The organism is Gemmobacter denitrificans, assembly GCF_036964905.1.
GTDB classification, from domain to species: Bacteria; Pseudomonadota; Alphaproteobacteria; order Rhodobacterales; family Rhodobacteraceae; genus Gemmobacter; species Gemmobacter denitrificans.
Map to the genome: position 1 here is coordinate 1 of NZ_JBALHR010000016.1, position 22,781 is coordinate 22,781.

At 63.5% G+C, this 22,781-nt stretch carries 22 protein-coding genes; 13 read left to right on the top strand and 9 right to left on the bottom strand.

Features of this window, described 5'->3' with window-relative positions; translation table 11 throughout:
- Positions 1-80: 80 nt before the first annotated feature.
- Positions 81-479: a group II truncated hemoglobin gene (locus V6590_RS17895; RefSeq protein ID WP_335425054.1), complete on the bottom strand. Its 399-nt coding sequence runs from the start codon at positions 477-479 to the stop codon at positions 81-83.
- Positions 476-2,842 (bottom strand): trimethylamine N-oxide demethylase, encoded by a 2,367-nt coding sequence (locus tag V6590_RS17900; protein ID WP_335425055.1) that lies wholly within the window; start codon positions 2,840-2,842, stop codon positions 476-478. The genes V6590_RS17895 and V6590_RS17900 overlap by 4 nt, the downstream gene beginning before the upstream one ends.
- Before the next feature lie 121 nt (positions 2,843-2,963).
- Here V6590_RS17900 and V6590_RS17905 point away from each other — a divergent pair, with 121 nt between their 5' ends.
- The 5 genes from V6590_RS17905 to V6590_RS17925 all read left to right on the top strand — a co-directional run bounded on the left by V6590_RS17905 (position 2,964) and on the right by V6590_RS17925 (position 8,949).
- Entirely contained in the window at positions 2,964-3,815 is an 852-nt protein-coding gene (locus tag V6590_RS17905; protein WP_335425056.1) for an EamA family transporter, read from the top strand.
- Between the two features lie 111 nt (positions 3,816-3,926).
- The gene (locus V6590_RS17910) at positions 3,927-5,189 is read left to right on the top strand and encodes a sarcosine oxidase subunit beta family protein (RefSeq protein ID WP_335425057.1); all 1,263 of its coding nucleotides are present in this window, start codon (positions 3,927-3,929) and stop codon (positions 5,187-5,189) included.
- Positions 5,190-5,199: 10 nt separating this feature from the next.
- On the top strand, positions 5,200-5,487 hold the full coding sequence (locus tag V6590_RS17915; RefSeq protein WP_335425058.1) for a sarcosine oxidase subunit delta: 288 nt from the start codon (positions 5,200-5,202) through the stop codon (positions 5,485-5,487).
- On the top strand, positions 5,484-8,390 hold the full coding sequence (locus V6590_RS17920) for a sarcosine oxidase subunit alpha family protein (protein WP_335425059.1): 2,907 nt from the start codon (positions 5,484-5,486) through the stop codon (positions 8,388-8,390). Before V6590_RS17915 ends, V6590_RS17920 begins: the two co-directional genes overlap by 4 nt.
- Positions 8,383-8,949: a sarcosine oxidase subunit gamma gene (locus V6590_RS17925; RefSeq protein ID WP_335425060.1), complete on the top strand. Its 567-nt coding sequence runs from the start codon at positions 8,383-8,385 to the stop codon at positions 8,947-8,949. The genes V6590_RS17920 and V6590_RS17925 overlap by 8 nt, the downstream gene beginning before the upstream one ends.
- A gap of 24 nt (positions 8,950-8,973) precedes the next feature.
- Here the strand turns inward: V6590_RS17925 and V6590_RS17930 are convergent, their stop codons facing one another.
- The 4 genes from V6590_RS17930 to V6590_RS17945 form a co-directional block, all read right to left on the bottom strand.
- The gene (locus V6590_RS17930; RefSeq protein WP_335425061.1) at positions 8,974-9,585 is read right to left on the bottom strand and encodes a nucleoside/nucleotide kinase family protein; all 612 of its coding nucleotides are present in this window, start codon (positions 9,583-9,585) and stop codon (positions 8,974-8,976) included.
- Positions 9,582-10,364, bottom strand: a complete 783-nt coding sequence (locus V6590_RS17935) for an ATP-binding cassette domain-containing protein (RefSeq protein WP_335425062.1) — start codon at positions 10,362-10,364, stop codon at positions 9,582-9,584. Before V6590_RS17935 ends, V6590_RS17930 begins: the two co-directional genes overlap by 4 nt.
- The gene (locus V6590_RS17940; protein ID WP_335425063.1) at positions 10,361-11,434 is read right to left on the bottom strand and encodes an ABC transporter permease; all 1,074 of its coding nucleotides are present in this window, start codon (positions 11,432-11,434) and stop codon (positions 10,361-10,363) included. Before V6590_RS17940 ends, V6590_RS17935 begins: the two co-directional genes overlap by 4 nt.
- Before the next feature lie 134 nt (positions 11,435-11,568).
- Positions 11,569-12,591, bottom strand: a complete 1,023-nt coding sequence (locus tag V6590_RS17945) for a sugar ABC transporter substrate-binding protein (RefSeq protein WP_434063282.1) — start codon at positions 12,589-12,591, stop codon at positions 11,569-11,571.
- Between the two features lie 227 nt (positions 12,592-12,818).
- Between V6590_RS17945 and V6590_RS17950 the strand changes: the two genes are divergently transcribed.
- The 8 genes from V6590_RS17950 (at position 12,819) to V6590_RS17985 (ending at position 20,550) form a co-directional block, all read left to right on the top strand.
- The gene (locus V6590_RS17950; protein ID WP_335425064.1) at positions 12,819-13,253 is read left to right on the top strand and encodes an RbsD/FucU family protein; all 435 of its coding nucleotides are present in this window, start codon (positions 12,819-12,821) and stop codon (positions 13,251-13,253) included.
- A gap of 56 nt (positions 13,254-13,309) precedes the next feature.
- Positions 13,310-14,545: an ROK family transcriptional regulator gene (locus tag V6590_RS17955; RefSeq protein WP_434063283.1), complete on the top strand. Its 1,236-nt coding sequence runs from the start codon at positions 13,310-13,312 to the stop codon at positions 14,543-14,545.
- A 161-nt stretch (positions 14,546-14,706) separates the two neighbouring features.
- Positions 14,707-17,544 (top strand): monovalent cation/H+ antiporter subunit A, encoded by a 2,838-nt coding sequence (locus tag V6590_RS17960; RefSeq protein WP_335425065.1) that lies wholly within the window; start codon positions 14,707-14,709, stop codon positions 17,542-17,544.
- Between the two features lies 1 nt (position 17,545).
- Complete coding sequence (locus tag V6590_RS17965; RefSeq protein ID WP_335425066.1) at positions 17,546-17,878, top strand: Na+/H+ antiporter subunit C; 333 nt, start codon at positions 17,546-17,548, stop codon at positions 17,876-17,878.
- Between the two features lie 2 nt (positions 17,879-17,880).
- Positions 17,881-19,383, top strand: coding sequence for a monovalent cation/H+ antiporter subunit D (locus V6590_RS17970; RefSeq protein ID WP_335425121.1), 1,503 nt, complete (start codon positions 17,881-17,883; stop codon positions 19,381-19,383).
- 3 nt (positions 19,384-19,386) lie between these two features.
- On the top strand, positions 19,387-19,878 hold the full coding sequence (locus V6590_RS17975; RefSeq protein WP_335425067.1) for a Na+/H+ antiporter subunit E: 492 nt from the start codon (positions 19,387-19,389) through the stop codon (positions 19,876-19,878).
- Positions 19,875-20,144 carry a K+/H+ antiporter subunit F gene (locus V6590_RS17980; protein ID WP_335425068.1) on the top strand — a complete coding sequence of 90 codons (270 nt, stop codon included), beginning with the start codon at positions 19,875-19,877 and terminating at the stop codon, positions 20,142-20,144. Before V6590_RS17975 ends, V6590_RS17980 begins: the two co-directional genes overlap by 4 nt.
- A 7-nt stretch (positions 20,145-20,151) precedes the next feature.
- Positions 20,152-20,550, top strand: coding sequence for a Na+/H+ antiporter subunit G (locus V6590_RS17985; RefSeq protein ID WP_335425069.1), 399 nt, complete (start codon positions 20,152-20,154; stop codon positions 20,548-20,550).
- Positions 20,551-20,594: 44 nt separating this feature from the next.
- Here the strand turns inward: V6590_RS17985 and V6590_RS17990 are convergent, their stop codons facing one another.
- The 3 genes from V6590_RS17990 to V6590_RS18000 are packed head-to-tail and all read right to left on the bottom strand — an operon-like array spanning position 20,595 to position 22,743.
- Positions 20,595-20,831, bottom strand: a complete 237-nt coding sequence (locus V6590_RS17990; protein WP_335425070.1) for an Lrp/AsnC family transcriptional regulator — start codon at positions 20,829-20,831, stop codon at positions 20,595-20,597.
- 52 nt (positions 20,832-20,883) lie between these two features.
- Positions 20,884-22,425: an ATP-dependent DNA helicase gene (locus V6590_RS17995; protein ID WP_335425071.1), complete on the bottom strand. Its 1,542-nt coding sequence runs from the start codon at positions 22,423-22,425 to the stop codon at positions 20,884-20,886.
- Between the two features lie 42 nt (positions 22,426-22,467).
- Positions 22,468-22,743, bottom strand: coding sequence for a hypothetical protein (locus tag V6590_RS18000; RefSeq protein WP_335425072.1), 276 nt, complete (start codon positions 22,741-22,743; stop codon positions 22,468-22,470).
- Between the last annotated feature and the right edge of the window lie 38 nt (positions 22,744-22,781).

The following is a 22,781-nucleotide window of genomic DNA, read 5'->3' on the forward strand; positions in this document are numbered from 1 at the left end:
CGATCCTACACCTCGATGGCCGCCCAGGATCACACCGCCAACGGCGATGAATTTACACCAACTCCGCGGACACTAACACCTCAGCCCGTCAGGGCCGGACGATTGACCAGCGCCATGGCGGCACGGCGCAGGACCGTGCGGATGCGATCCACGATGGCGCCCTGATGCCCGCAGTCCAGCAAGGCCCGGTCCATCAAGGCCAGCCAGTCTTCGGCATCCTCGGCCCGGATCGGCACATGATCGTGCAGCAGACGCAGGTCCATATGGCCATGCTTTTCGGCATAATGCCCGCGCCCGCCCAGAAAGCCCGACAGGAAGTTCACCTGTTCCTCGCGCACATGGGCAAGACCATGGCCCTGAAAATGCAGCGCCATGATGCGGGCGCCCTTGGGATCGGTTTCGACCAGATCATAGAAGCGGTTCACCAGTCGCGTCAGCCCCGCCTCGCCGCCCAGGGCCTCCAGCGGGGTTTGCGTCACGATTGCGGCCTCGTTTTCTTCGGGTCGTAATGGCTCAACCCCACGATGATGGCGGGCAGGCGCTTTTGCTGCCCGTCAAGCTTGCCCACCTCCAGCGCCGTGCCAAGGGCCGCATGCGCCACATCCACCCGCGCCAGCGCGATGTTCTTGCCCAGCAGCGGCGAACGCATCGACGAGGTGACCACGCCCACCTGTGCCCGACCGACATGCAGGCAATCGCCATGGCCCACATCCACCGCCGCGTCGATGTCCAGCCCGACAAACTTGTGCATCGGGTTTTCCTTGCGGCGGATCAGTGCGTCACGGCCGATGAAATCGTCGGTCTTGGATTTCAGCGGCACGGTAAAGCCGATCCCGGCCTCGAACGGGTCGGTCTGATCGCTGAAATCATAGCCCGCAAAGATCAGCCCGGCCTCGATCCGCACCATGTCCAGCGCGGCAAGGCCCATCGGGCGCAGGCCCAGATCGGCCCCGTTCTGCCAGACGGCATCATAAACTGCCGCGCCATCCTTGGGGTGGCAGAAAATCTCGTAGCCCAGCTCGCCGGTATATCCGGTGCGCGAGACCACCACCGGCGCGCCGTCGGGCCCGCCGATCCGGGCGATGGTAAAGCGGAACCAACCCAGTTCATCGATTCCGGGTTGATGCGGGGCGGTCCAGATGAAGCGGCGCAGAATGTCGCGGCTGTTTGGCCCCTGCACAGCCAGATTGTGCAACTGATCGGTCGATGACCGGACCATGACCTTCAGCCCCAGCTTTTCGGCCTGATCCCGCAGCCAGACCCCGCCGTAGTCATCACCACCGATCCAACGGAACTGGTCGCGCCCCAGCCGGAACAGCGTACCGTCATCGATCATGCCGCCATGGTCGTAGCACATGGCCGAATAGACCACCTGCCCCACGCTCAGCTTCTTTACGTCGCGGGTCAGCGTCCATTGCATCAGCGCCTCGGCATCCGGGCCGGTGACCTCGAACTTGCGCAAGGGTGACAGGTCCAGCACCACGGCCTTTTCGCGGCAGGCCCAGTATTCCTCGATCGCACCATTCGCACTATAGACCTGCGGGAGCCAATAGCCCTTGTATTCCACCATGTTGCGGGTCTTTTCCCCGGTGCGGGAATGGAAGGCGGTTTCCTTGGTCATGCGCGGCTCCGCATCGGGGGTGGGTCGGTAGGCGATGGCACGGCTGAATTTTTCCTGCCCGCTATAGGTGCGGACATGGATATCGCTCAGATACCAGCCATTTGCGGGCGAGGTATCGTCCGGGCAGGCGGATGAGACGCAGATCAGGTCGGTCAACGCGCGGAACAGCACATAATCGCCCGGGCGGCTCCAGGGTTCATCGCTGATCAGCACGCCATGGGCATCGATGGCCGTGTTGAAGAACAGGTTCACCGCCATCCAGCCGGGCCGGGCCGTCACCCCATGCTCCGACAGAGCCGCATTGAAGTTGTCGGAACAATTCACATGGCCCGGATAGCCGATATCGTCGTAATATTTGCTGGCGCAGGCCATGGCAAAGGCATCGTGGCGGCCGCAGGTATCCTGCACCACCTCGATCAGCGGCAGCCAATCCTGATCGTAATATTTGGAATGTAGCCCCGGCATCGAATAGGCATGGCCCATCAGCGTGCGCGACGTGGTCACATCCAGCGCATGTTCGATGCCACGATCCAGCTTGCGGGCCGAAAAGCATTGAAAATCGGTGCATTGCCGCCCATCGACATCCAAAATCTGGATATAGTCGCCCGCCTTCACAAAATAGGCCTGGGCCGTGGCCGACCTGACGCGCAGGTCCAGCACCGGATCGGCCAAGGGATCAGGCAGATCAAACCCCGCCACCCGTTTCAGCCGGGATCGCTGCACGGTCACGATCAGGGGGGTGGCTGTATCCTGTGCGTCGGGCACCATCGCAACACCGGGGGCGGCCACAACCAGAACCCCGTCGCGTTGAACGGTAAAGCTTTCCTCGGTTCCTGCCGGGGTTTCGCTGCCAAACAGGGTGACGGCTCCGGCCTTTGCCAGATCGATCCCGCGCCGCTCCAGCCCCAGCCGCAAGCCGCCCATTCCCGAACCGCCGCCCGTCAGCAGAGCCTTCAGCCCGCGCGCATCGCCATTGGCCACGGCCCCGATCACAGCGGCATCAATCGTCCCGCGTGCATCGGCGGCCACCAATTCGCAGACCTGCCCGCCTTCGGCATTGCGGATCGTGACCCGGTCACCGGTCGCAATCGGAATGAGCCAGGCCCCCGCCCCCGGCACTTCGTGCCGTTCCAGCCCGGCTTGCGCGCCAAGGCTGGACGGGGTCAGGATGCGCGATGGCCGGGGCGGACCGGGGCGCACTTGCGGATAGGTGTCAAGCATGGAAACCTCCTGCCAGCCGGAACGACCGGGAATCCCTTGCGGTTACGGAAAATATGTTTAACCACAGGAATAATTCTCGCAAGTGCTGAATCCGCCAAATCCCTGAAACCCGGAGCTTTCCATGACCTCGCTGTTTCTTGGCCTGCTGGCCGCCCTGTGCTGGGGTCTGCACGATTTCTTTGTGCGCGACCTCAGCCAAAAGGCCCCGCCGATCCCGCTGCTGGCCGGGGTTCTGGCCTTCGGGTCGGTGCTGCTGGCGCCCTTGGCGCTGATGCAGGGGATGGGGGGCATGCAGGGCGAGGTTCTGGCGCAGGCGGCAGGTGCAGGGGCGGCCTATGTCCTTGCATCCTATGGGCTTTACCGCGCCTTCGCCATCGGCCCGGTCGGTCTGGTAGCCCCGATCTGCGGGGCCTATCCGCTGGGCAGCATGGCGCTTGCGCTGACCTCGGGCCAGACGGTCAGCGCGCTGGCCTGGCTGGCGGTGCTGATGGTGGTGGGGGGCATTGCGCTGGTGGCCCGGCAGGCGGACCACGGCAGTTCCGCCACCGGTCAGGGCAAGGCTGCAGCGATCCAGTGGTCGGTGCTGGCGGCTGTCGGTTTCGCGATGACCTTTCATCTGGGGCAAATCGCGGCCCATGCCGGGGGTGAATTGCCCGCCACGCTGATTGCCCGGCTGGTCGCTCTGACGCTGGTGCTTGCCGTGCTGGCTGTCCAGCGTGCCAGCCTGCGCCCGGCGCTGCCGCATTGGCGGCCCTTGGCGCTGATGGGCGCGCTGGATGTGGTGGCCCTTGGCGCGGTGCTGACATCGGGCAGTTGGCCCAACCCGGAATTTGCCGCCGTTACCTCGTCAATTTTCGGAATTGTCACCATCCTGTTGGCCTGGCGTTTTCTGGGGGAATCCCTTGGCCGGATACAGGCACTTGGCGTCGGCATTGTCTTTGCAGGCATAGCCTTGCTGGCATCCGGGGCCTGATCCCCGGGCTTGTGCGGGCGATGTCCGATCCGGAAGGGTCGATGTCGGGAATGAAAGGCGTGTTTCCCGCGCCCGGCGCGATAGTCGGCCTGAACGGAGACGGAGACAAAGATGTTCGGATCGGGCCGCTATTCTGGGCTGCGGGTGATCAAGGAGGCGTTGACCGGCCACAAGGGCTGGAAACCGGCCTGGCGCGACCCTGAACCGCAGGCAGCCTACGATACGATCATCATCGGCGGCGGTGGCCATGGTCTAGCGACGGCCTATTATCTGGCCAAGGAATTCAAGGGCAGCCGGATTGCCGTGCTGGAAAAGGGCTATCTCGGCGGCGGCAATGTCGGGCGCAATACCACCATCATCCGTTCGAACTATCTGCTGGAGGGCAACGAACCCTTCTATGAATTTTCGCTGAAACTGTGGGAGGGGCTGGAGCAGGACTTCAACTTCAACGCCATGGTCAGCCAGCGCGGGATCATCAACCTGTATCACACCGATGCGCAACGCGATGCCTATACACGGCGCGGCAATGCGATGATCCTGCACGGCGCCGATGCCGAATTGCTGAACCGCGATCAGGTTCGGGCGATGTATCCCTTCCTGAACTTCGACAATGCCCGCTTCCCGATCAAGGGCGCGCTGATGCAGCGCCGCGGGGGCACGGTGCGTCACGATGCGGTTGCCTGGGGCTATGCGCGGGGCGCCGATGCGCGCGGGGTCGATCTGATCCAGAATTGCGAAGTGACCGGCATCCGTACCGAACAGGGCCGCGTAACGGGCGTTGATACGACGCGCGGCTTCATCGGGGCACGCAAGGTCGGCGTGGCTGTGGCAGGCAATTCATCCCGTGTCATGTCGCATGTCGGCCTGCGTCTGCCCATCGAAAGCCATGTGCTGCAGGCCTTCGTTTCCGAAGGGCTGAAACCCCTGATCGACGGGGTCATGACCTATGGCGCAGGGCATTTCTATGTCAGCCAGTCCGACAAGGGCGGGCTGGTCTTTGGCGGCGATATCGACGGCTACAATTCCTATGCCCAACGCGGCAACATGCCGGTGGTCGAAGACGTGGCTGAAGGCGGCATGAGCCTGATGCCGATGATCGGCCGCGCCCGGCTGCTGCGCAGTTGGGGCGGCATCATGGACATGTCGATGGATGGCAGCCCGATCATCGACCGGACTGCCGTCGAAGGGCTCTATTTCAATGGCGGCTGGTGTTATGGCGGCTTCAAGGCCACCCCTGCCAGCGGCTGGTGCTTTGCGCATCTTCTGGCCACTGACCGCCCCCATGAAACCGCTGCCGCCTATCGCTTCGACCGGTTCCGCAAGGGGCTGATGATCGACGAAAAGGGCCAGGGCGCCCAGCCGAACCTGCATTGAGGGCCGAACCATGATCATTCCCCACCCGATCCTTGGCCCGCGCGATGCGCAGGAATTCGTCTATCTGGGCGATGCCGCGCTGATTGATCGTCCCGACGGGCTGGCCCCCGGCGCGATGGATGCCTTTCACGACTATCTTTATCTGCGCGACAACCCGGCCGGCGAACACCGGGAACTGTGGTATCACGAACAGGGCGACCGCAGTTGGCTGGTGGTGACCCGCAACACCGTGACCCATGAAATCACCAAGGTGGAACTGGCGCGCGATGTCGCCCGGACACGGGGGCGCAGCAAATGACCGCGAACCGCATCAAGGGTGGGCTGATCGACCGCACGCGCAGCCTGCGTTTCCAGTTCGATGGCACGGTGTATGAAGGCCATCCGGGCGATACGCTGGCCTCGGCCCTTCTGGCCAATGGCGTGCGGCTGATGGGGCGCAGCTTCAAGTATCACCGCCCGCGCGGCCCGATCAGCGCCGGGTCCGAAGAACCCAATGCACTGGTGGAACTGCGTGCAGGTGCGCGGCGTGAGCCCAATACACGCGCCACAGTGGTGGAACTGTTCGACGGGCTGACCGCCGACAGCCAGAACCGCTGGCCCAGCCTGCGCTTTGACGCTCTGGCGGTGAATGATCGGCTGTCGAATTTCTTTGCCGCCGGGTTTTATTACAAGACCTTCATGTGGCCCGCCGCCTTTTGGGAAAAGCTGTATGAGCCGATCATCCGCCGCGCCGCCGGTCTGGGCAGCCTGTCGCGGCAGGATGACCCAGACAGCTATGACAAGGGCTTTGTGCATTGCGATCTGCTGGTGATCGGGGCGGGCCCTGCCGGATTGATGGCCGCGCTGACCGCTGGCCGCGGTGGGGCACGGGTTATCCTTGCGGATGAAGATTTTCGCATGGGCGGGCGGCTGAATGCCGAAAGCTTCGGCATCGGCGGGCGCAGCGGGGCCGAATGGGCCGACAAGGCCGTGGCCGAATTGCGCAGCCTGCCCAATGTCCGGCTGATGCCGCGCTGCACCGTGCTGGGCGCGATGGATCATGGGATTTATGCTGCGGTTGAACGGGTCAGCGACCACCTGCCCGAACCCCTGCCCGGCAAACCGCGCCAGGTGTTGTGGCGCATCTATTCGCGACGCGCGATCCTTGCGGGCGGCGCGACCGAACGGCCCATCGCTTTTGAAAACAATGATCGCCCCGGCATCATGCTGGCGGGTGCCCTGCGCGCCTATGCCAATCGCTGGGGCGTGGCGGTGGGCCGGTCTGCCGCCGTTTTCACCAATAATGACGACGGCCTGCGCACCGCCGCCGATCTGGAAGCGCGCGGCATCCCCTGCCGGGTGATCGACAGCCGCAAGGGCGAAGAGGTGATCGACACGTCAGGCCGGCTTGGCCTGACATCCATCACCATTCGCGGCCCGAAGGGCATCCAGACCATCCGTTGCGATGCGCTTGGGGTTTCGGGGGGATGGAACCCGAATGTGAACATCACCTCGCACCACCGGTCACGCCCGGTGTGGAATGAGGCGATTGCGGCCTTTGTGCCGGGGCGTGACGGGCCTCAGGGTCTGGCAGCGGCCGGGGCGGCTGCGGGGCGGTTGTCCACCCATGGTGCGCTGGAAAGCGGCGCGGCCCGTGCCGAAGAGGCCCTGGTCGATCTGGGCTTTACCGCCCCGAAACGATCCCTGCCCGAGGCCGAGGATGCGCCGATCGCGATCACCCCGAAATGGTATGTTCACGGCGGCACGGGTCGGGCCTGGATCGATCCGCAGAATGACGTGACGGTCAAGGATGTGAAGCTGGCGCATCAGGAAAACTATGTCTCGGTCGAACACCTGAAGCGCTACACCACGCTGGGCATGGCCACCGATCAGGGCAAGACGGGCAATGTGCTGGGTCTGGCCATCATGGCCGAACTGACTGGCAAGCCGATCCCCGAAACCGGCACCACGATCTACCGCCCCCCCTATACGCCGGTGGCCATGGGCGCGTTAGGCGGTCGCGCACGCGGACAGGAATTCAAACCCCGCCGTCTGACCCCCAGCCATAAATGGGCCAGCGAACAGGGGGCGGTCTTTGTCGAGGTCGGATATTGGCTGCGCAGCCAGTGGTTGCCCAAACCCGGCGAAACCCATTGGCGCGAAAGCGTGGACCGCGAAGTGCTGACCACGCGCCGGTCGGTTGGCATCTGCGATGTGACAACGCTGGGCAAGATCGACATCCAGGGCACGGATGCGGGCGCGTTTCTGGACAAGGTCTATGCCAATACCTTCAGCACGCTGGCGGTGGGCAAATGCCGCTATGGGCTGATGCTGCGCGAAGACGGGATTGTCTATGACGATGGCACCACGGCGCGTCTGGGACCGAACGAATATGTGATGACCACCACCACCGCCAATGCGGTTCTGGTGTTCCGCAATCTGGAATTCGCGCGCCAATGCCTGTATCCCGACATGGATGTGCAACTGATTTCCACCACTGAGGCCTGGGCGCAATACTCGATTGCTGGCCCCAATGCGCGGAATCTGCTGCAAAAGATCGTCGATCAGGACATTTCAGATGCGGCGCTGCCCTATATGGGCTGCAAGGACGTCACCGTCTGCGGCGGCCTGCGGGCACGGATCTTCCGCATCAGCTTTTCGGGGGAGCTGGCCTATGAAATCGCCGTGCCCACCCGCTATGGCGATGCGCTGATCCGGGAACTGGTGGCGCAGGGGGCCGAATTTGATGCCGTGGTCTACGGGACCGAGGCGCTTGGCGTCATGCGCGTGGAAAAGGGCCATGTCGCGGGGAACGAGTTGAACGGGCAATCCACCGCGCTGAACATGGGGCTCGGCAAGATGGTGTCGCGGAAGAAGGACAGTATCGGCATGGTACTGGCCCAGCGGGACGGCCTGACCGATCCGGGCGGCTACCGTCTGGTCGGGGTCAGGCCGGTCGATCCGGCGCGCGGCCTGACGGCAGGCAGCCATTTTCTGGAACCCGGCGCGGCGGCTGTCGCGGCCAATGATCTGGGCTGGCTTACATCGGTCGTCCATTCGCCGCATCTGGGCCATTCCATCGCGCTTGGTTACCTGAAAGGTGGCGAAGCGCGGCAGGGGCAGCGCCTGCGCGCGGCCAATCTTCTGGCGGGCACCGAAGTCGAGGTCGAGATCGTAAGCCCGCATTTCTTCGATCCGGAAGGAGCGCGCCTGCATGGCTGAACATCGTCTGAAACCGCTGACCGCGCTTGGCCATGACCACCCGGAGCGGGTGACCATCGGCCCGGTCACGATGACCGAAGTTGCCGATGTGGCGCTGGCCTCGGTCACGGCCCGTATGGGGCGCCTGCCCGATGTTCAGGGCGCAGCAGCAGCGGCAGGCATTCCGCTGCCTGCGCCGGGGCACTGGCAGGGAGGATCCCCCTACGGCGCCTTCTGGCTGGCCACCGAGAGCTGGATGGTCGAAGCCCCCTTTGCCAGCCATGAAGATATCCGGGCGTTGCTTCTGCAGGTCTTTGGCGATGCCGCCTCGATCACCGAACAGACCGATGCCTGGGCGCGGTTTGATGTGGCGGGCCACCATCTGCACGATCTGTTCGAACGGCTGTGCGCTGTCGATTTGCGGGCGGGCCAGCCCGGCCTGGCAACCCGCACGGTGATCGACCATCTGGGCTGTTACCTGATCCTGCGGGATGAAAGCTTGGTCAGCGTGATCGGCCCGCGCTCATCGGCGGCGGTGCTGTTTCATGCGCTGGAAACGGCTGCACATTCGGTATTCTGATCCTGTCCGGCATGGGGGCAAGGGCTACATCCCCTGCCGGACCACCACATCCGCAACCCTGCTGCCATGGATCACCCGGCGCGCATTGGGAATATCATTGCCAAGCGCCCGGGCCTGTGCCGCCTCGGGCGAATGGTCATGGTCAATCCAGCGCTGGATCAGCCGACGTTCGAGTTCAGGTTCTGGCACCTCGATGGCAATCGTCAGATCGAACAGCGGGGCCAGGTCCGACCACGGCGCTTCGTCCAGCAGCAGGTAATTGCCCTCGGCGATCAGGATACGATCCCCGGTCTGCACCACATCGCCCCCGGCGCGGGCCAGATCAAGCTGGCGGTCAAAGACAGGGATGGCCGCAGCGCCCCCTGTGCGCAATCGGCGCATCAGGTGCCCGAAGCCTTCGGCATCGAAGCTTTCCGGGCAGCCCTTGCGCGCCAGCAATCCACGCGGCCCCAGCACCGCATTGTCCAGATGGAACCCGTCCATCGGCACAACCCGCGCACCTGGCCCCAGGGCCGCGACCAGTTCGGCGGCGAGGGTGGATTTGCCCGCCCCCGGCGGGCCTGCAAGGGCGGCGATGAACCGCCCCTGCCCTGCTGCCCGCTGGCGGATCAGATCGGCCAGCGCATACGGTGTCATGCCGGCTCGCTCACGCCTTCGGGCAGCTTCGCCCCGGTCATGAAGGCCACCGCATCCGACATCGAATAATCGCCCGGCTTGATGACGCACAGGCGGCGCCCCAGACGGTGGATGTGGATACGGTCCGCCACCTCAAACACATGCGGCATGTTGTGGCTGATGAGGATGATCGGAATGCCGCGCGAACGCACATCACGGATCAGATCCAGCACCCGGCGGCTTTCCTTGACGCCAAGCGCGGCAGTCGGCTCGTCCAGGATCACCACCTTGGAGCCAAAGGCCGCCGCCCGTGCCACCGCAACCCCCTGCCGCTGGCCGCCCGAAAGCGTCTCCACCGGCTGGTTGATGTTCTGGATCGTCATCAGCCCCAGCTCATTCAGCTTGGCGCGGGCGAATTTCTCCATCGCCGGGCGATCCAGCTGGCGGAACAGGCTGCCCATGAGGCCGGGCTTGCGCAGCTCGCGGCCCATGAACATGTTGTCGGCAATCGACAGCGCGGGCGACATGGCCAGCGTCTGATAGACGCATTCGATACCATGGGCGCGGGCATCCAGCGGGCTGCCGAAATGCACTTGCTTGCCTTCCAGCGTGATCTCGCCCTCATCAGGCTGAACAGCGCCCGACAAAGCCTTGATAAGGCTGGATTTCCCGGCGCCATTGTCGCCAATCACCGCCAGAATCTCGCCCGGCATCAGATCGAAGTCGCAATGGTTCAGCGCGGTCACCTTGCCGTAACGCTTCACCAGACCACGGGCCTTGAGGATGGGTTCTTGCGTCATGCCGAAGCCTTTCTGATCCACTGGTCCACCGCCACAGCGAGGATGATGAGCATGCCAATCAGGAAGAAGGTCCATTGCGGATCGGTGCCGACCATCTTCAAGCCCATCTCGAACACGCCCACGATCAGCGCGCCGAAGAACATGCCGACGATGGAGCCGCGCCCGCCGAACAGGCTGATCCCGCCGATCACCACAGCCGTGATGGATTGAATATTACCAAGCTGCCCGGTCGAGGCGGTGGGCGACACGCTGCCAAAGCGGCCAATCATCACCCAGCCCGCGATGGCGCAGAACAGACCGGCCAGCGCATAGACCTGAATCAGCACTTTCCTGGTCTGCACCCCGGCCAGTTCTGCCGCATCCGGGTCATCGCCCACGGCATAGACATGGCGGCCCCAGGCAGTTTGGCGCAGCACATAAGACATGATGGCGACCAGCGCGACCATCAGGAACACGGCGTACAGCACTTTCACCCCGCCCGGCTGGATCGAGCCACCCCAGAATTGCAGCGCAGGCGCCTGTGCGGCGATGTCGGATGACCGGATAGTTTCGTTGGCCGAAAAGATGAAGTTCGAGGCCAGCAGGATCTGCCAGGTGCCCAGCGTCACGATGAAGGGCGGCAGTTTCACCCGTGCCACCAGCCAGCCGTTCACAAAGCCCATTGCAGTCCCCAGCATCAGCCCAAGCGCAATGGATACCGGCGCCGGAATCCCGAAACGGAAGGTCAACTGCCCCATGAGCACCGAAGAAAACACCGCAATCGCACCGACAGACAGGTCAATCCCCGCTGTCAGCACCACGATCGACTGGGCGCATCCAATGATGCCCACAATGGCGATCTGTTGCAGGATGGTGGAGAGCGTGGTGGCCTTGAAGAAATTGTCGGACAACAGGCCAAAGATCACCAGCGCCACCGCCAGCACGATCATCGGCACCGCCGAAGGTGTCTTGTGCAGCCAATGCTGGATCTGTTTCAGCGCTGATTTTTCTTCCTGAAATTCCGCCACCTTTTCAGAGGCGCCCTTCAGACCTTCCTCGAAACTGGTTGCGGCCTTGGTGTCGGATGACATGGTCACATTCCCCCTGTTTCGGCCCGCACCGGCTGGTATTCTTTGGGCCGCTTGTGACAAGGGCGGCCCCCGCCGCATGCGCGGGCCGCCCTTGGGTGAGTTTTCAACAGGACCGGGGTCCGATCAAGCGGCGATCAGCCCCAGCACAGATCGGTGCCCTTGGCGGTGTCGATCGAGTCAACGCCTGCGGCAGGCTTGTCGGTGATCAGCGCCACGCCGGTGTCGAAGAACGCCTTGCCTTCGGTCGGGGCAGGCTTGCTGCCATCGGCCGCGAATTTGGCAATCGCTTCCACGCCGAGTGCCGCCATCTGCAGCGGGTATTGCTGCGAGGTTGCGCCGATGATGCCATCCTTCACATTGGCAACGCCAGGGCAGCCGCCGTCCACCGACACGATCAGCACGTCCTTTTCGCGACCGATGGCTTTCAGCGCCTCATAGGCACCGGCAGCCGAAGGCTCGTTGATGGTGTAGACCACGTTGATTTCCGGGTCTTTGGCCAGCAGGCTTTCCATCGCCTTCAGACCACCCTCTTCGTTGCCGGCGGTAACTTCGTTGCCCACGATACGCGGATCGGTTTCGTCGCCCCATTTGTTCGGGTCGGCCAGATCAATGCCGAAGCCCTGCAGGAAGCCCTGGTCGCGCAGCACGTCCACCGACGGCTGGCTGATGGCAAGATCGAGCATGGCGATCTTGGCATTGGCTGCGGCGTCACCCAGCGTGGCTTTCGCCCACTGACCAATCAGCAGACCTGCCTGGAAGTTGTCGGTCGCGAAAGTTGCATCCGCCGCATCGATCGGGTCCAGCGGAGTGTCGAGCGCGATCACCAGAACACCAGCGTCGCGGGCTGCCTTGACCGAATCCACGATGGCCTTGGTGTCAGACGCGGTGATCAGGATCCCCTTGGCACCGTCAGCGATGCAGGCCTCGATGGCCGCGACCTGGCTTTCATGGTCGCCGTCGATCTTGCCAGCATAGGATTTCAGGGTCACGCCCAGTTCGGCGGCCTTGGCTTCGGCACCTTCCTTCATCTTCACGAAGAAGGGGTTGGTATCGGTCTTGGTGATCAGGCAGGCCGAAACGCCGTCGGCCATGGCCGGAGCCGCCGAGAACAGCGCAGCAGCAGCCACACCCACAAGGGCTTTCGCTTTCAGGTTCATGTGTTCCTCCCAAGGAAACCGGGCCTCTGGCCCCTGATATGTTTCGCAACCGCAACGCCTCTCCCGTTGCGATTGACGTGAAGAAAGCTGATTCTGCGGGCTGCGTCAACATAAATAAATCACTCTGATTTATTATTGACAGGCGCGCCTTCCCCCAGCAGTCTGGCCTGAATGAATCCTGCCATCGCCCGTTTTACGGGCAAGGGCGCCCCAAGGAAGGCAACCCCATGCTGATCGGCATTCCGCCCCTGCTCGGCCCCGATCTTCTCTTTACTTTGCGCGCCATGGGCCATGGCGACGAAATTGCCTTGGTCGATGCAAATTACCCCGCGCAGACCGATGCGCGGCGGCTGATCCGCGCCGATGGCCACGGGATCGAGGCGGTGTTGCGGGCCATTCTGGCGGTGATGCCGCTGGACCGCGATGTTCCCGCCCCGATCCTGCGGGCCAGCCTGAACAACGACCCTGCACAGCGCGGGGCAGTACATCACCTGATCGACCGGCTGGGCGCAGAGGCAGGCGTTGCCGTTGCCGCCCTGCCCGGCGCAGAGCTGTATCCGCGCGTGCGGGCGGCACATGCCGTGGTCGCCACCGGCGAGACGGCGCTGTTTGCCAATGTCATCCTGCGCAAGGGGGTGGTGGCGCTGGCTGACAGCGCTTAAGGGGGGTTCGCGGCCCAGGCGGCCAGTTTTGCCAGACGCAGCGATCGGGGAGGATCATGCGCAGCACGGATGACATGACGGATCGCAGCCCGACCGAACCAACCGCCGCCGCCCCGGTGGCACGGGGGTCGAACCAATCGGGCATGCGGGCGCACAATGAAAGATTGGTGCTCAGCCTCGTGCGCCAATATGGCGCATTGGCGAAATCCGATATCGCGCGAATGACCGGCCTGTCGGCGCAGACAGTTTCGGTCATCATGCGGGCGCTGGAACAGGACGGGCTGCTGATGCGCGGCGAACCGCAGCGCGGGCGGATCGGTCAGCCATCGGTGCCAATGTCCCTGGCCCCCGATGGTGCCTTTTTCCTGGGCCTGAAAATCGGGCGGCGGTCGGCCGACCTGATCCTGGCGGATTTCACCGGCCAGTTGCGGGCCATGAAGCGGCGCACCTATCGCTATCCCACACCTAATGCCGTGCTGGGATTTCTGGCCGAAACCCTGCCTGAAATCCGCGCGGGCATGCCCTCCGGCACGCAAGACCGGATCAGCGGCATGGGGGTGGCGATGCCCTTCGAATTGTGGAGCTGGGTTCAGTATATCGGGGCACCGCAATCCGCCATGGATGCCTGGCGCAGCCGCGACATTGCCGCCGAGCTGACCGAAGTGGTCGGCTTGCCCGTCACCATCCAGAACGATGCCACCGCCGCCTGCGGCGCGGAACTGGTCTTCGGCACCAGTGAAAAGCCGAATGATTTCCTGTATTTCTATTGCGGCTTTTTCATCGGCGGCGGGCTTGTCATCAACGGACAACTGTTCACGGGGCGCAATGGCAATGCGGCGGGCGTCGGGCCCATGCCTGTGCCGGGGCGGGACGGGCGGATGCGGCGGTTGCTGACGGTGGCATCGCTGTCCACCCTCGCGGGCGCGCTGGAAAGCGCCGGGCAGCCATCGGATTTCCTGTGGGAGAACCCCGAGGAATGGGTGCTGCCCCCGGCCATTCTGGAAACATGGATCGAAGATGCCGCGCAGGGGCTTGCAGCGGCCATCCTGTCCGCCTCGGCACTGGTTGAACCTGGCGCGGTGTTGATCGATGGCTGGATGCCCCAATCCATCCGCGCGGCCCTGACTGAACGCACCCGCGCGGTGTTTCACAGCCTGGATCTGGCAGGAATCGAACCTCCGGTGATCCGCGAAGGCACGGTCGGCGCGGGGGCGCGGGCGCTTGGCGCGGCGGCCATTCCCTTGTCGCAGCGCTATCTGCTGGAAACCGGCCCGATGCTTACCGAGGGTTGACGGGGCAAGTTAGCGCAAACGGGCCGCGAAAATCGGTATGCCACGGCATACATGATTGACAGGGGACAAGCTCTTGGCAAAGACGGGGGATGACCCTAAGTCTGGGTCTCGCACGACCAGACACCCGACGCCCGAGACGGCCCCTGCAAGAAAGCCCCGGAATGTCCCTTGCCTTGATCGCTGCGCTGCCTTTTCTGGGCGCGCTTCTTCCCGGTCTGATGATCCGCGCGGGGCGCAATGCCTGCGCCTTGCTGACCGGATCGGTTACCGCGCTTGCGCTTCTTGGGATCCTGCTGCACGCCCCCACGATCCTGGGCGGCGGAGTCGTGGAAACCCGCATTACATGGGTACCGGCCCTGGGGCTGGCTGCCGATTTCCGGCTGGACGGTCTGGGGCTGCTGTTCGCCGGGCTGATCCTGGGCATCGGGCTGCTCATCATCCTTTATGCACGGTTCTACCTCGCAAAGACCGATCCGATGGGGCAGTTCTACAGCTATCTGATGCTGTTTCAGGGCGCGATGGTGGGGATCGTGCTATCGGACAACATCCTGCTGCTGCTGGTGTTCTGGGAGCTGACCTCGCTGTCATCCTTCCTGCTGATCGGATACTGGAAACACCTGCCCGAAGGTCGGCAAGGTGCGCGCATGGCGCTGGCCGTGACTGGTGGCGGCGGGCTGGCCATGATCGCGGGCATGCTGATCCTTGGCCAGATTGCGGGCACCAACACCATTTCCGGCATCATCGCGGCAGGCGATGCGATCCGCGCCAGCGACTGGTACTTGCCCGCGCTGATCCTGATCCTGCTGGGCTGCTTTACCAAATCGGCGCAATTCCCGTTCCATTTCTGGCTACCGCATGCCATGGCGGCGCCAACCCCGGTTTCGGCCTATCTGCATTCCGCCACCATGGTGAAGGCGGGCATCTTCCTGATGGCGCGGTTGTGGCCTGCACTGGCGGGTACGCCGGAATGGTTCTGGCTGGTAACTGGCGCGGGCCTTGTCACCATGCTGATCGGGGCCAAGATCGCCTTGTTCAAGCATGATCTGAAGGCGCTTCTAGCCTTTTCGACCGTCAGCCATCTGGGCCTCATCACCATGTTGCTGGGATTTGGCACCAAGGCCGCGGCCACGGTCGCAGTGTTCCACATCCTGAACCACGCCACTTTCAAGGCGGCATTGTTCATGAGCGCAGGCATCGTCGATCACGAAACCCACACCCGCGACATCCGGCGACTGGGCGGTTTGCGGCACCTGATGCCGGTAACCTTTGCCATCGTGGTGATCGCCGGCCTTTCGATGGCGGGCTTGCCCCCTTTCAACGGGTTCCTGTCCAAGGAAATGATGCTGGAAGAGGCCGCCCATACTGCGCCCTGGGTCATCCCGGTGCTGACCCTGATCGCCGCCACCTTTTCGGTCGCCTACAGTTTCCGCCTGATCGCCCATACCTTTCTGGGGGCCGAACGGCACGATTACCCGCACCACCCGCATGATCCCGGCTTTGGCCTTTGGGCCGCGCCGGCGCTGCTGGCTGTGCTGGTGGTGCTGATCGGCCTGATGCCGATGACATTCGCCAGCGGTCTGGTCGATGTTGCGGCAGGTGCCGTCACGGGAGAGGCGGTGAAGGTCAAGATCATCCATTGGCACGGGCTGCACAGCCCGGCGCTGTGGATGTCGCTTGCGGCGGTCGGCGGCGGTCTGGCCCTGCTTGGCCTGTTCCCGGCACTGCTGCGCCTGTGGGACGCGGCCCCCCGCCCCGAAGCCAAACGCATGTTCGATACGGTGATCGAGACGCTGGCCGCGCTGGCACGGGGTATTGACCGGCGCTTGCATGGCGGCAATCTGGCCGATTACCTGTGGATCGCCTGTGCGACCATTGCGGGCCTCGGGCTCTGGGCCTTCCTGACCGGCAGCCATGTTGCCGGGGGTCAAGCCCTGCAACCTGTGCCGCCGGTGGTCGCGGTGGGATGGTTCGCGCTGATGGTCGGATCGCTCGCCGTCGCCATCTGGCATCGCCAGCGCCTGCTGGTCTTGATCCTGATTTCGATTGTGGGGCTGATGGTTTCGGTCGGCTTCGCCTATCTGTCGGCCCCCGATCTGGCGCTGACCCAGATTTCGGTAGAGGTGGCAACGGTCATCCTGCTGTTGCTGGCGTTGAACTTCCTGCCCAAGACCACGCCAGTAGATACGGCAACGCCGCGCCGGGTACTGGATCTTGGTCTGGCCGCGACGGGTGGTCTGCTGGTGGGCGGGCTGATCTATGCCCTGCTGACCCGGGATTTCGCCTTCCCGTCGATTGCCGATTACCACCTTGAGAATTCCAAGACGCTGGGCGGCGGCACCAATGTGGTGAACGTGATCCTGGTGGACTTCCGCGGCTATGATACCTTCGGCGAAATCACCGTTCTGGGCATTGCCGCAACGCTGATCTATGCGCTGACCGAAAGCCTGCTGCGCCCCGGTCCGGCCAGCGACAGGCTGCGCCATTGGGAAAATGACACGCAGGATGCGGGCGACCGTCACCCGATGATGATGGTCGTGGCCACACGCATGATGCTGCCTGTCGCGTTGATGGTGGGCATCTACATCTTCCTGCGCGGCCATAATGTGCCGGGTGGCGGGTTCATCGCCGGTCTGGTCGTCGCCATCGCGCTGGTCATGCAATACATGGCCTCGGGCTTTGGCTGGACAGCGGCGCGTCAGCGGATCGATTACCATGGCCTGATTGGTGCCGGCATCCTGGTCGCCGCCGCCACGGGCATCGGGTCCTGGTTCGCAGGGCGCCCCTTCATGACCTCGAACTACGGTTACTTCGAGATCTGGCCGCTGGAAAAGTTCGAACTCGCCACGGCCGCACTGTTCGATCTTGGCGTGTTCCTGACCGTGCTGGGGGCCGTGATGCTGGCGCTGTCGTCCTTGACGCGGATCGCCATCCGTGCCGGACAGAAGGTGAATGTCGAGGCCTATGACATGCAGGATCGCATGGGCGGGGAGGAGCATTGAGATGGAACTTCTGATTGCCCTTGCCGTCGGCACCATGACGGCTGTCGGCATTTACCTGATCCTGCGCCGCCGCGCCTTTCCGGTGATCGTGGGCCTGTCAATGCTGTCCTATGCCTGCAACGTGTTCATCTTTGCCTCGGGCCGCGTCGTGGCCGGGCTGCCCCCCATCCTGTCGAAAGGGGCCCCAGACTATACTGATCCGATGCCGCAGGCCCTAGTGCTGACGGCCATCGTGATTTCTTTCGGGATGACGGCGGTCATCGTGATGATGGCGCTCGGCTCTTTCCTGCAATCGGGCCATGACAAGGTCGATATGGGCGAGGATGCCGAATGATGATGAACCACTGGATCATCGTGCCGGTCGTGCTGCCGGCGATCATGGGGGCCTTCACCCTGCTGGCCCTGCGGCATGACCTTGTGCTGGCGCGCATCTTTTCGGTGGCGGCCACCGTCGCACTGCTGGCCGTGGCCGCTGCGCTGCTGATCGCCACCAGTTCTGCCCCGCCCGAAGTGTACCGTCTTGGCAACTGGCCCGCGCCTTTCGGCATCGTGCTGGTGCTGGACCGGTTGTCGGCCCTTATGGTCACGCTGACGGCGCTGCTGGCGCTGGTGGTGCAGCTTTACGCGATCGGCACCGGCTGGGATGGCAAAGGGCGGCATTTCCACGCGCTGTGGCAGTTTCAATTGATGGGCGTCTGCGGGGCCTTTCTGACCGGCGATGCCTTCAACCTGTTCGTCTTCTTCGAAGTGCTGCTGATCGCCAGCTATGGTCTGATGATCCATGGCGGGGGCCGGGCCCGGCTGAAAGCAGGCGTGCAATATGTGGCCTATAACCTTGTCGGCTCGACCCTGTTCCTGTTTGCGCTGGCCACGATCTATTCGGTGACTGGCACGCTGAACATGGCCGATCTGGCGGCGAAACTGCCGCAACTGCCTGAAGGTGATTTCGCACTGATCCGGGTGGCAGGGGTGATGTTGCTGATGGTCTTTGCCATCAAGGGCGCGCTGGTGCCGCTGCAGTTCTGGCTGCCCGCCACTTATGCGCAGGCGCCGGGGCCGGTCTCCGCCCTGTTTGCCGTCATGACAAAGGTTGGTGCCTATGCGGTGATCCGCTGCTATACCCTGTTCTTCTCCCCTGCCCTGCCCGCAACCGGCGAGATGTTCGCCGATCTTCTGTGGATCGGCGCGCTGATGACGCTGGCCCTGGGCGGGATTGGCGTTCTGGGCGCGCGCAGTCTGGGCGGCCTGGCTGCCATGGCCGCGGTCACCTCCATGGGCACGCTGTTTCTGGCCGTGTCGCAGTTCAGCGCGGTGGGCCTGTCGGCGGCGCTGTATTATGCGCTGCATTCCACGCTGGCCGCTGCCGCACTGTTCCTGATCACGGACATGGTGGGCCGTCGCCGTGGCGATGTGCTGCTGACAGCCCAAGGCCCCATCGCGCAGCAGGGGCTGATTGCCACACTGTTCATGGCTGCAGCAATCGCCATGGCCGGGATGCCGCCTTTGTCGGGCTTTCTGGGTAAGCTGATGGTGCTGGATGCGACGCGCGGGCCGCAGATTGCCTTGGGATGGAGCTTTGTTCTGGGCAGTTCGTTCCTTGTGATCCTTGGATTTGCTCGGGCGGGTTCCACCCTGTTCTGGAAGTCGCATGAAACCGGTGGCACCCCGGCCCCGCAGGCGTCTGAGCCGCTGGCCATAACGGCCATCGGGCTGCTGCTGGCAGGCCTGGTGGCCCTGACCGTTCTGGCCGGGCCGATCAGCGACTGGATGGCCGATACGGCGGCGGCCCTGCTGGACCCCTCCGCCTATATCGCCGCCAATACCCTGGGTAAGAGGTAAGCCATGCTGCGCAAGTTCCTGCCCCATCCCGGCCTGTCGCTTCTGCTGATCCTCGTCTGGCTGATGCTGGTGAACGAGTTCAAATGGGGCAGTCTGGTCTTTGCCGCCATCCTCGCCATTATCCTGCCGATCCTGACCGCGCCCTATTGGCCCGGTCGCCCGATCATCCGCAACTGGCCCGCCGTCGCCGAATATGTGCTGATCGTGATCTGGGATATCGTGAAGTCCAACATCACGGTGGCGCTGATCGTGCTGTTCAAACCGGCGCGTGACATTACGCCGCTCTGGGTCACCGTGCCGCTGGATGTCACCAGCCCCGAGGCGATCACCGTGCTGGCGGGCACCATCACCATGACACCGGGCACTGTGACCGCCGATATTTCCGCAGATGGCAAGGCATTGCTGATCCATTGCCTTGATGCGACCGATGCCGATGCGGTGCGCGATGACATCAAGGCCCGCTATGAAGCCCGCCTGAAAAGGATCTTCACATGATCGATATGGCCCTCACCTTTGCCTTTGCCTGTTTCGGCCTTGGCTTCGCCATGTGCCTGTGGCGCACGATCTTTGCGCCATCCGTGCCGGATCGCATTCTGGCGCTGGATACGATGGTGGTGAATGTGATCGCCCTGATCGTGCTGTATGGCGCGGTCACCGACAGCGGGCTTTACTTCGAGGCGGCGCTGCTGTTCGCGATGACCGGCTTCGTGTCTTCGGTCGCCTATGCCAAGTTCATCCTGCGCGGCGACATCATCGAGTGAGGGGCACATGATCGCGGAATTCATCATTTCGGCCCTGCTGGTGATTGCGGGCATCTTTGCACTGGTGGGCAGCTATGGCCTGCTGAAACTGCCGGATCTGATGACCCGGCTGCATGCGCCGACCAAGGCCAGCACCTTGGGCGTGGGCGGGGTTCTGCTGGCCTCGATGGGCATGGCGATCATGAAGGGCGGGGTCAGCTGGCATGAACTGCTGATCACGCTGTTCCTGTTCCTGACGGCCCCCATCACCTGCAATTTCATCGCAAAGGCCTGGCTGGCACGCAATCGCGGTGAAACCGTGCTGCCCGCAACCGGCACAGCCCGCGATTGGGCCACGCTGGACATGAGCGAAGCCCCGATGGAACCCCGCCTGACCGAGCCAGGCCAGCCCGGGCGGCCATCGTGAGCGGGACTGTCGGTCAGAACACCTTGCGAGATGGCACAGCGCGATCAGAAGGCCTTGAACGTCATGGTGGTCAGCGTCCGCACGATGCCCGGAATGTCGAACAGCCGTTCTGACAGGTAATGGCCCACATCCGCGCCTTCCGGGATGTAAACCTTGGCGATCAGGTCATATTCACCGCTGGTCGAATACAACTCGCTCACCACTTCACGGTCATAGATTGCGGTGGCGACGGCATAGGTCTGGCCGGGGGTGCAGCGGAACTGGACGAAAACGCAGGTCATGGGTGGGCTCCTTTACGGGCGAGATTAGGCGGCGATGCACGGCTTGCCAAGATCAGCCGTCCTCCAGCCCGCGCAGCGCCAGCGGGGCGGCATTGCGCGGCAGATCGTCGATCCCCAGCGGATCGGCAGGCCGCGCCAGCCGGTTGCGCACCACCCAGAACAGCCGCTTTTCCGCGCGGGTGATGGCGACATAGGCCAGTCGCTTCCACAAGGGCACCCCCGCTTCGGAGCGGCCCGCCTGGGCTGCAGCCCAAAGATCGGGCGCAAAGACCTGCACGTTTTCCCACTGGCTGCCTTGCGCCTTGTGGATGGTGACGGCCGCCCCATGCAGAAAGGCCGCGCCCATGGTGGCCGCTTGCGGGATAAAGGGTTCCTCTTCGTCCGGCTTTTCGATCTTGATGATCGAGGCGGCGGAAAGCTGCGGTTCTTCGGCGCCGATCACATGCAGCCGGGCAAATCCGGGCCGGTTGCCGGGCCCCAGATAGATCACCTGCGCCCCCTTGATGAGCCCGCGTGCTTCAAGATCGATCCGCTTCTTGCGATGCTTCAGCGGAAGCTCGATCCCATCGCAGATCAGCGGCTCACCCGGTAACAGCGCATCTTCGGGCGCACCAAAGGCGGTGCGGAAGGCCGTGATCAGCCGGATGCGCGTGGCATTGCGCCAGACCAGGACCGGGCTGCGCGCCATCATCTGCGCATCGACCCGTTCAGCCATCACCACCCGATCATCGCTGCGGGCCGCGCGTTCGACCATCCGCTCGAATTCATCAAAGCCCAGATCGGGCTGGGCCAGCGCATGGGCTAGATCAAGGATCGGGTTTCCCTCGGCCTGGCGGTGAATACGGCTGAGATGCAGTTGCCGCATCTCTCCCAGCTTGTCGAACACCATCTGGCCGGACTGATTCACCGGGGCCAGCTGCGCCGGATCGCCAAACAGCACCAGCGTCGGGAAAATCTCGCGCAGATCATCGAACTGCCGGTCATCCAGCATGGAGCTTTCATCGACAAAGCCGACATCCAGCGGCTCTTCCCGCCGTTTCCATCCCTTGATGAAATCACTGCCGCGCAGACCCGCTGCCGCCAACGCCCCGGGCACCGAGGCATTGCTGTCATAAAAGGCCTTGGCCCGATCCAGAGCCTGTTCGGTCAACCCTTCAACTTCGGGGCGCGCGCCGTTGCCAGCCAGCCATTCGGCGATCAGTTCGAACTGGGGGTCATAGACCGGGGTGTAAAGAATGCGATGAATGGTTGTTGCGGGCACACCGCGCAGGCGCAGCACGGATGCCGCCTTGTTCGTCGGGGCCAGAATGGCCAGCGTGCGCCCATCCTTCTTGCGCTTGCCTTCGTAATCGCCTGAAACGATATCTACCCCTGCCCCCTGCAGGGCCTTGTAGAGGCTGGCCAAAAGCATCGTCTTGCCCGATCCGGCCTTGCCCATCACGGCCAGGACGGTCGATTTGCCTTCGGTCGCGGCTTCGGTCGTGCCTTCGGTCAGATCAATGCCCATTCCGCGCAACTGATCTGCGACACGATCCCAGGCTTCGGCCTGATCATCTGAGAAGGACATGGCGGTGGTGGGGGCCGGGCTTTGCATGGCGCGACCTTATCCCAGCCCGATGGCCAGTGCGAGGCCCGTTCAGTTGGGACGGTTGTTGCCGTTGCCCTGGCCGCCCTTGCTTTCAGGGGGCGTCATGGACTCGTGTGAGGCGAGTTCGACCTGCGCCACTCGCAATGTGGTTTCAACCTGCGCCGCCAGCGCCGGCAGATCATTCTTCAATGCGAAGGCGCGCAGGTCGGCCAACACCTCGAATATCCATTCACCCTGCATATTGGCCCCCGACTGCTGCAACCATTCTGCATCCACACCAAAATCATCTCTGGCTCCGGCTGAGACTAGCTGCGAATTGGTCAACAGACCGTCACCAAAACAGAACAAAATGCGAAACGCCG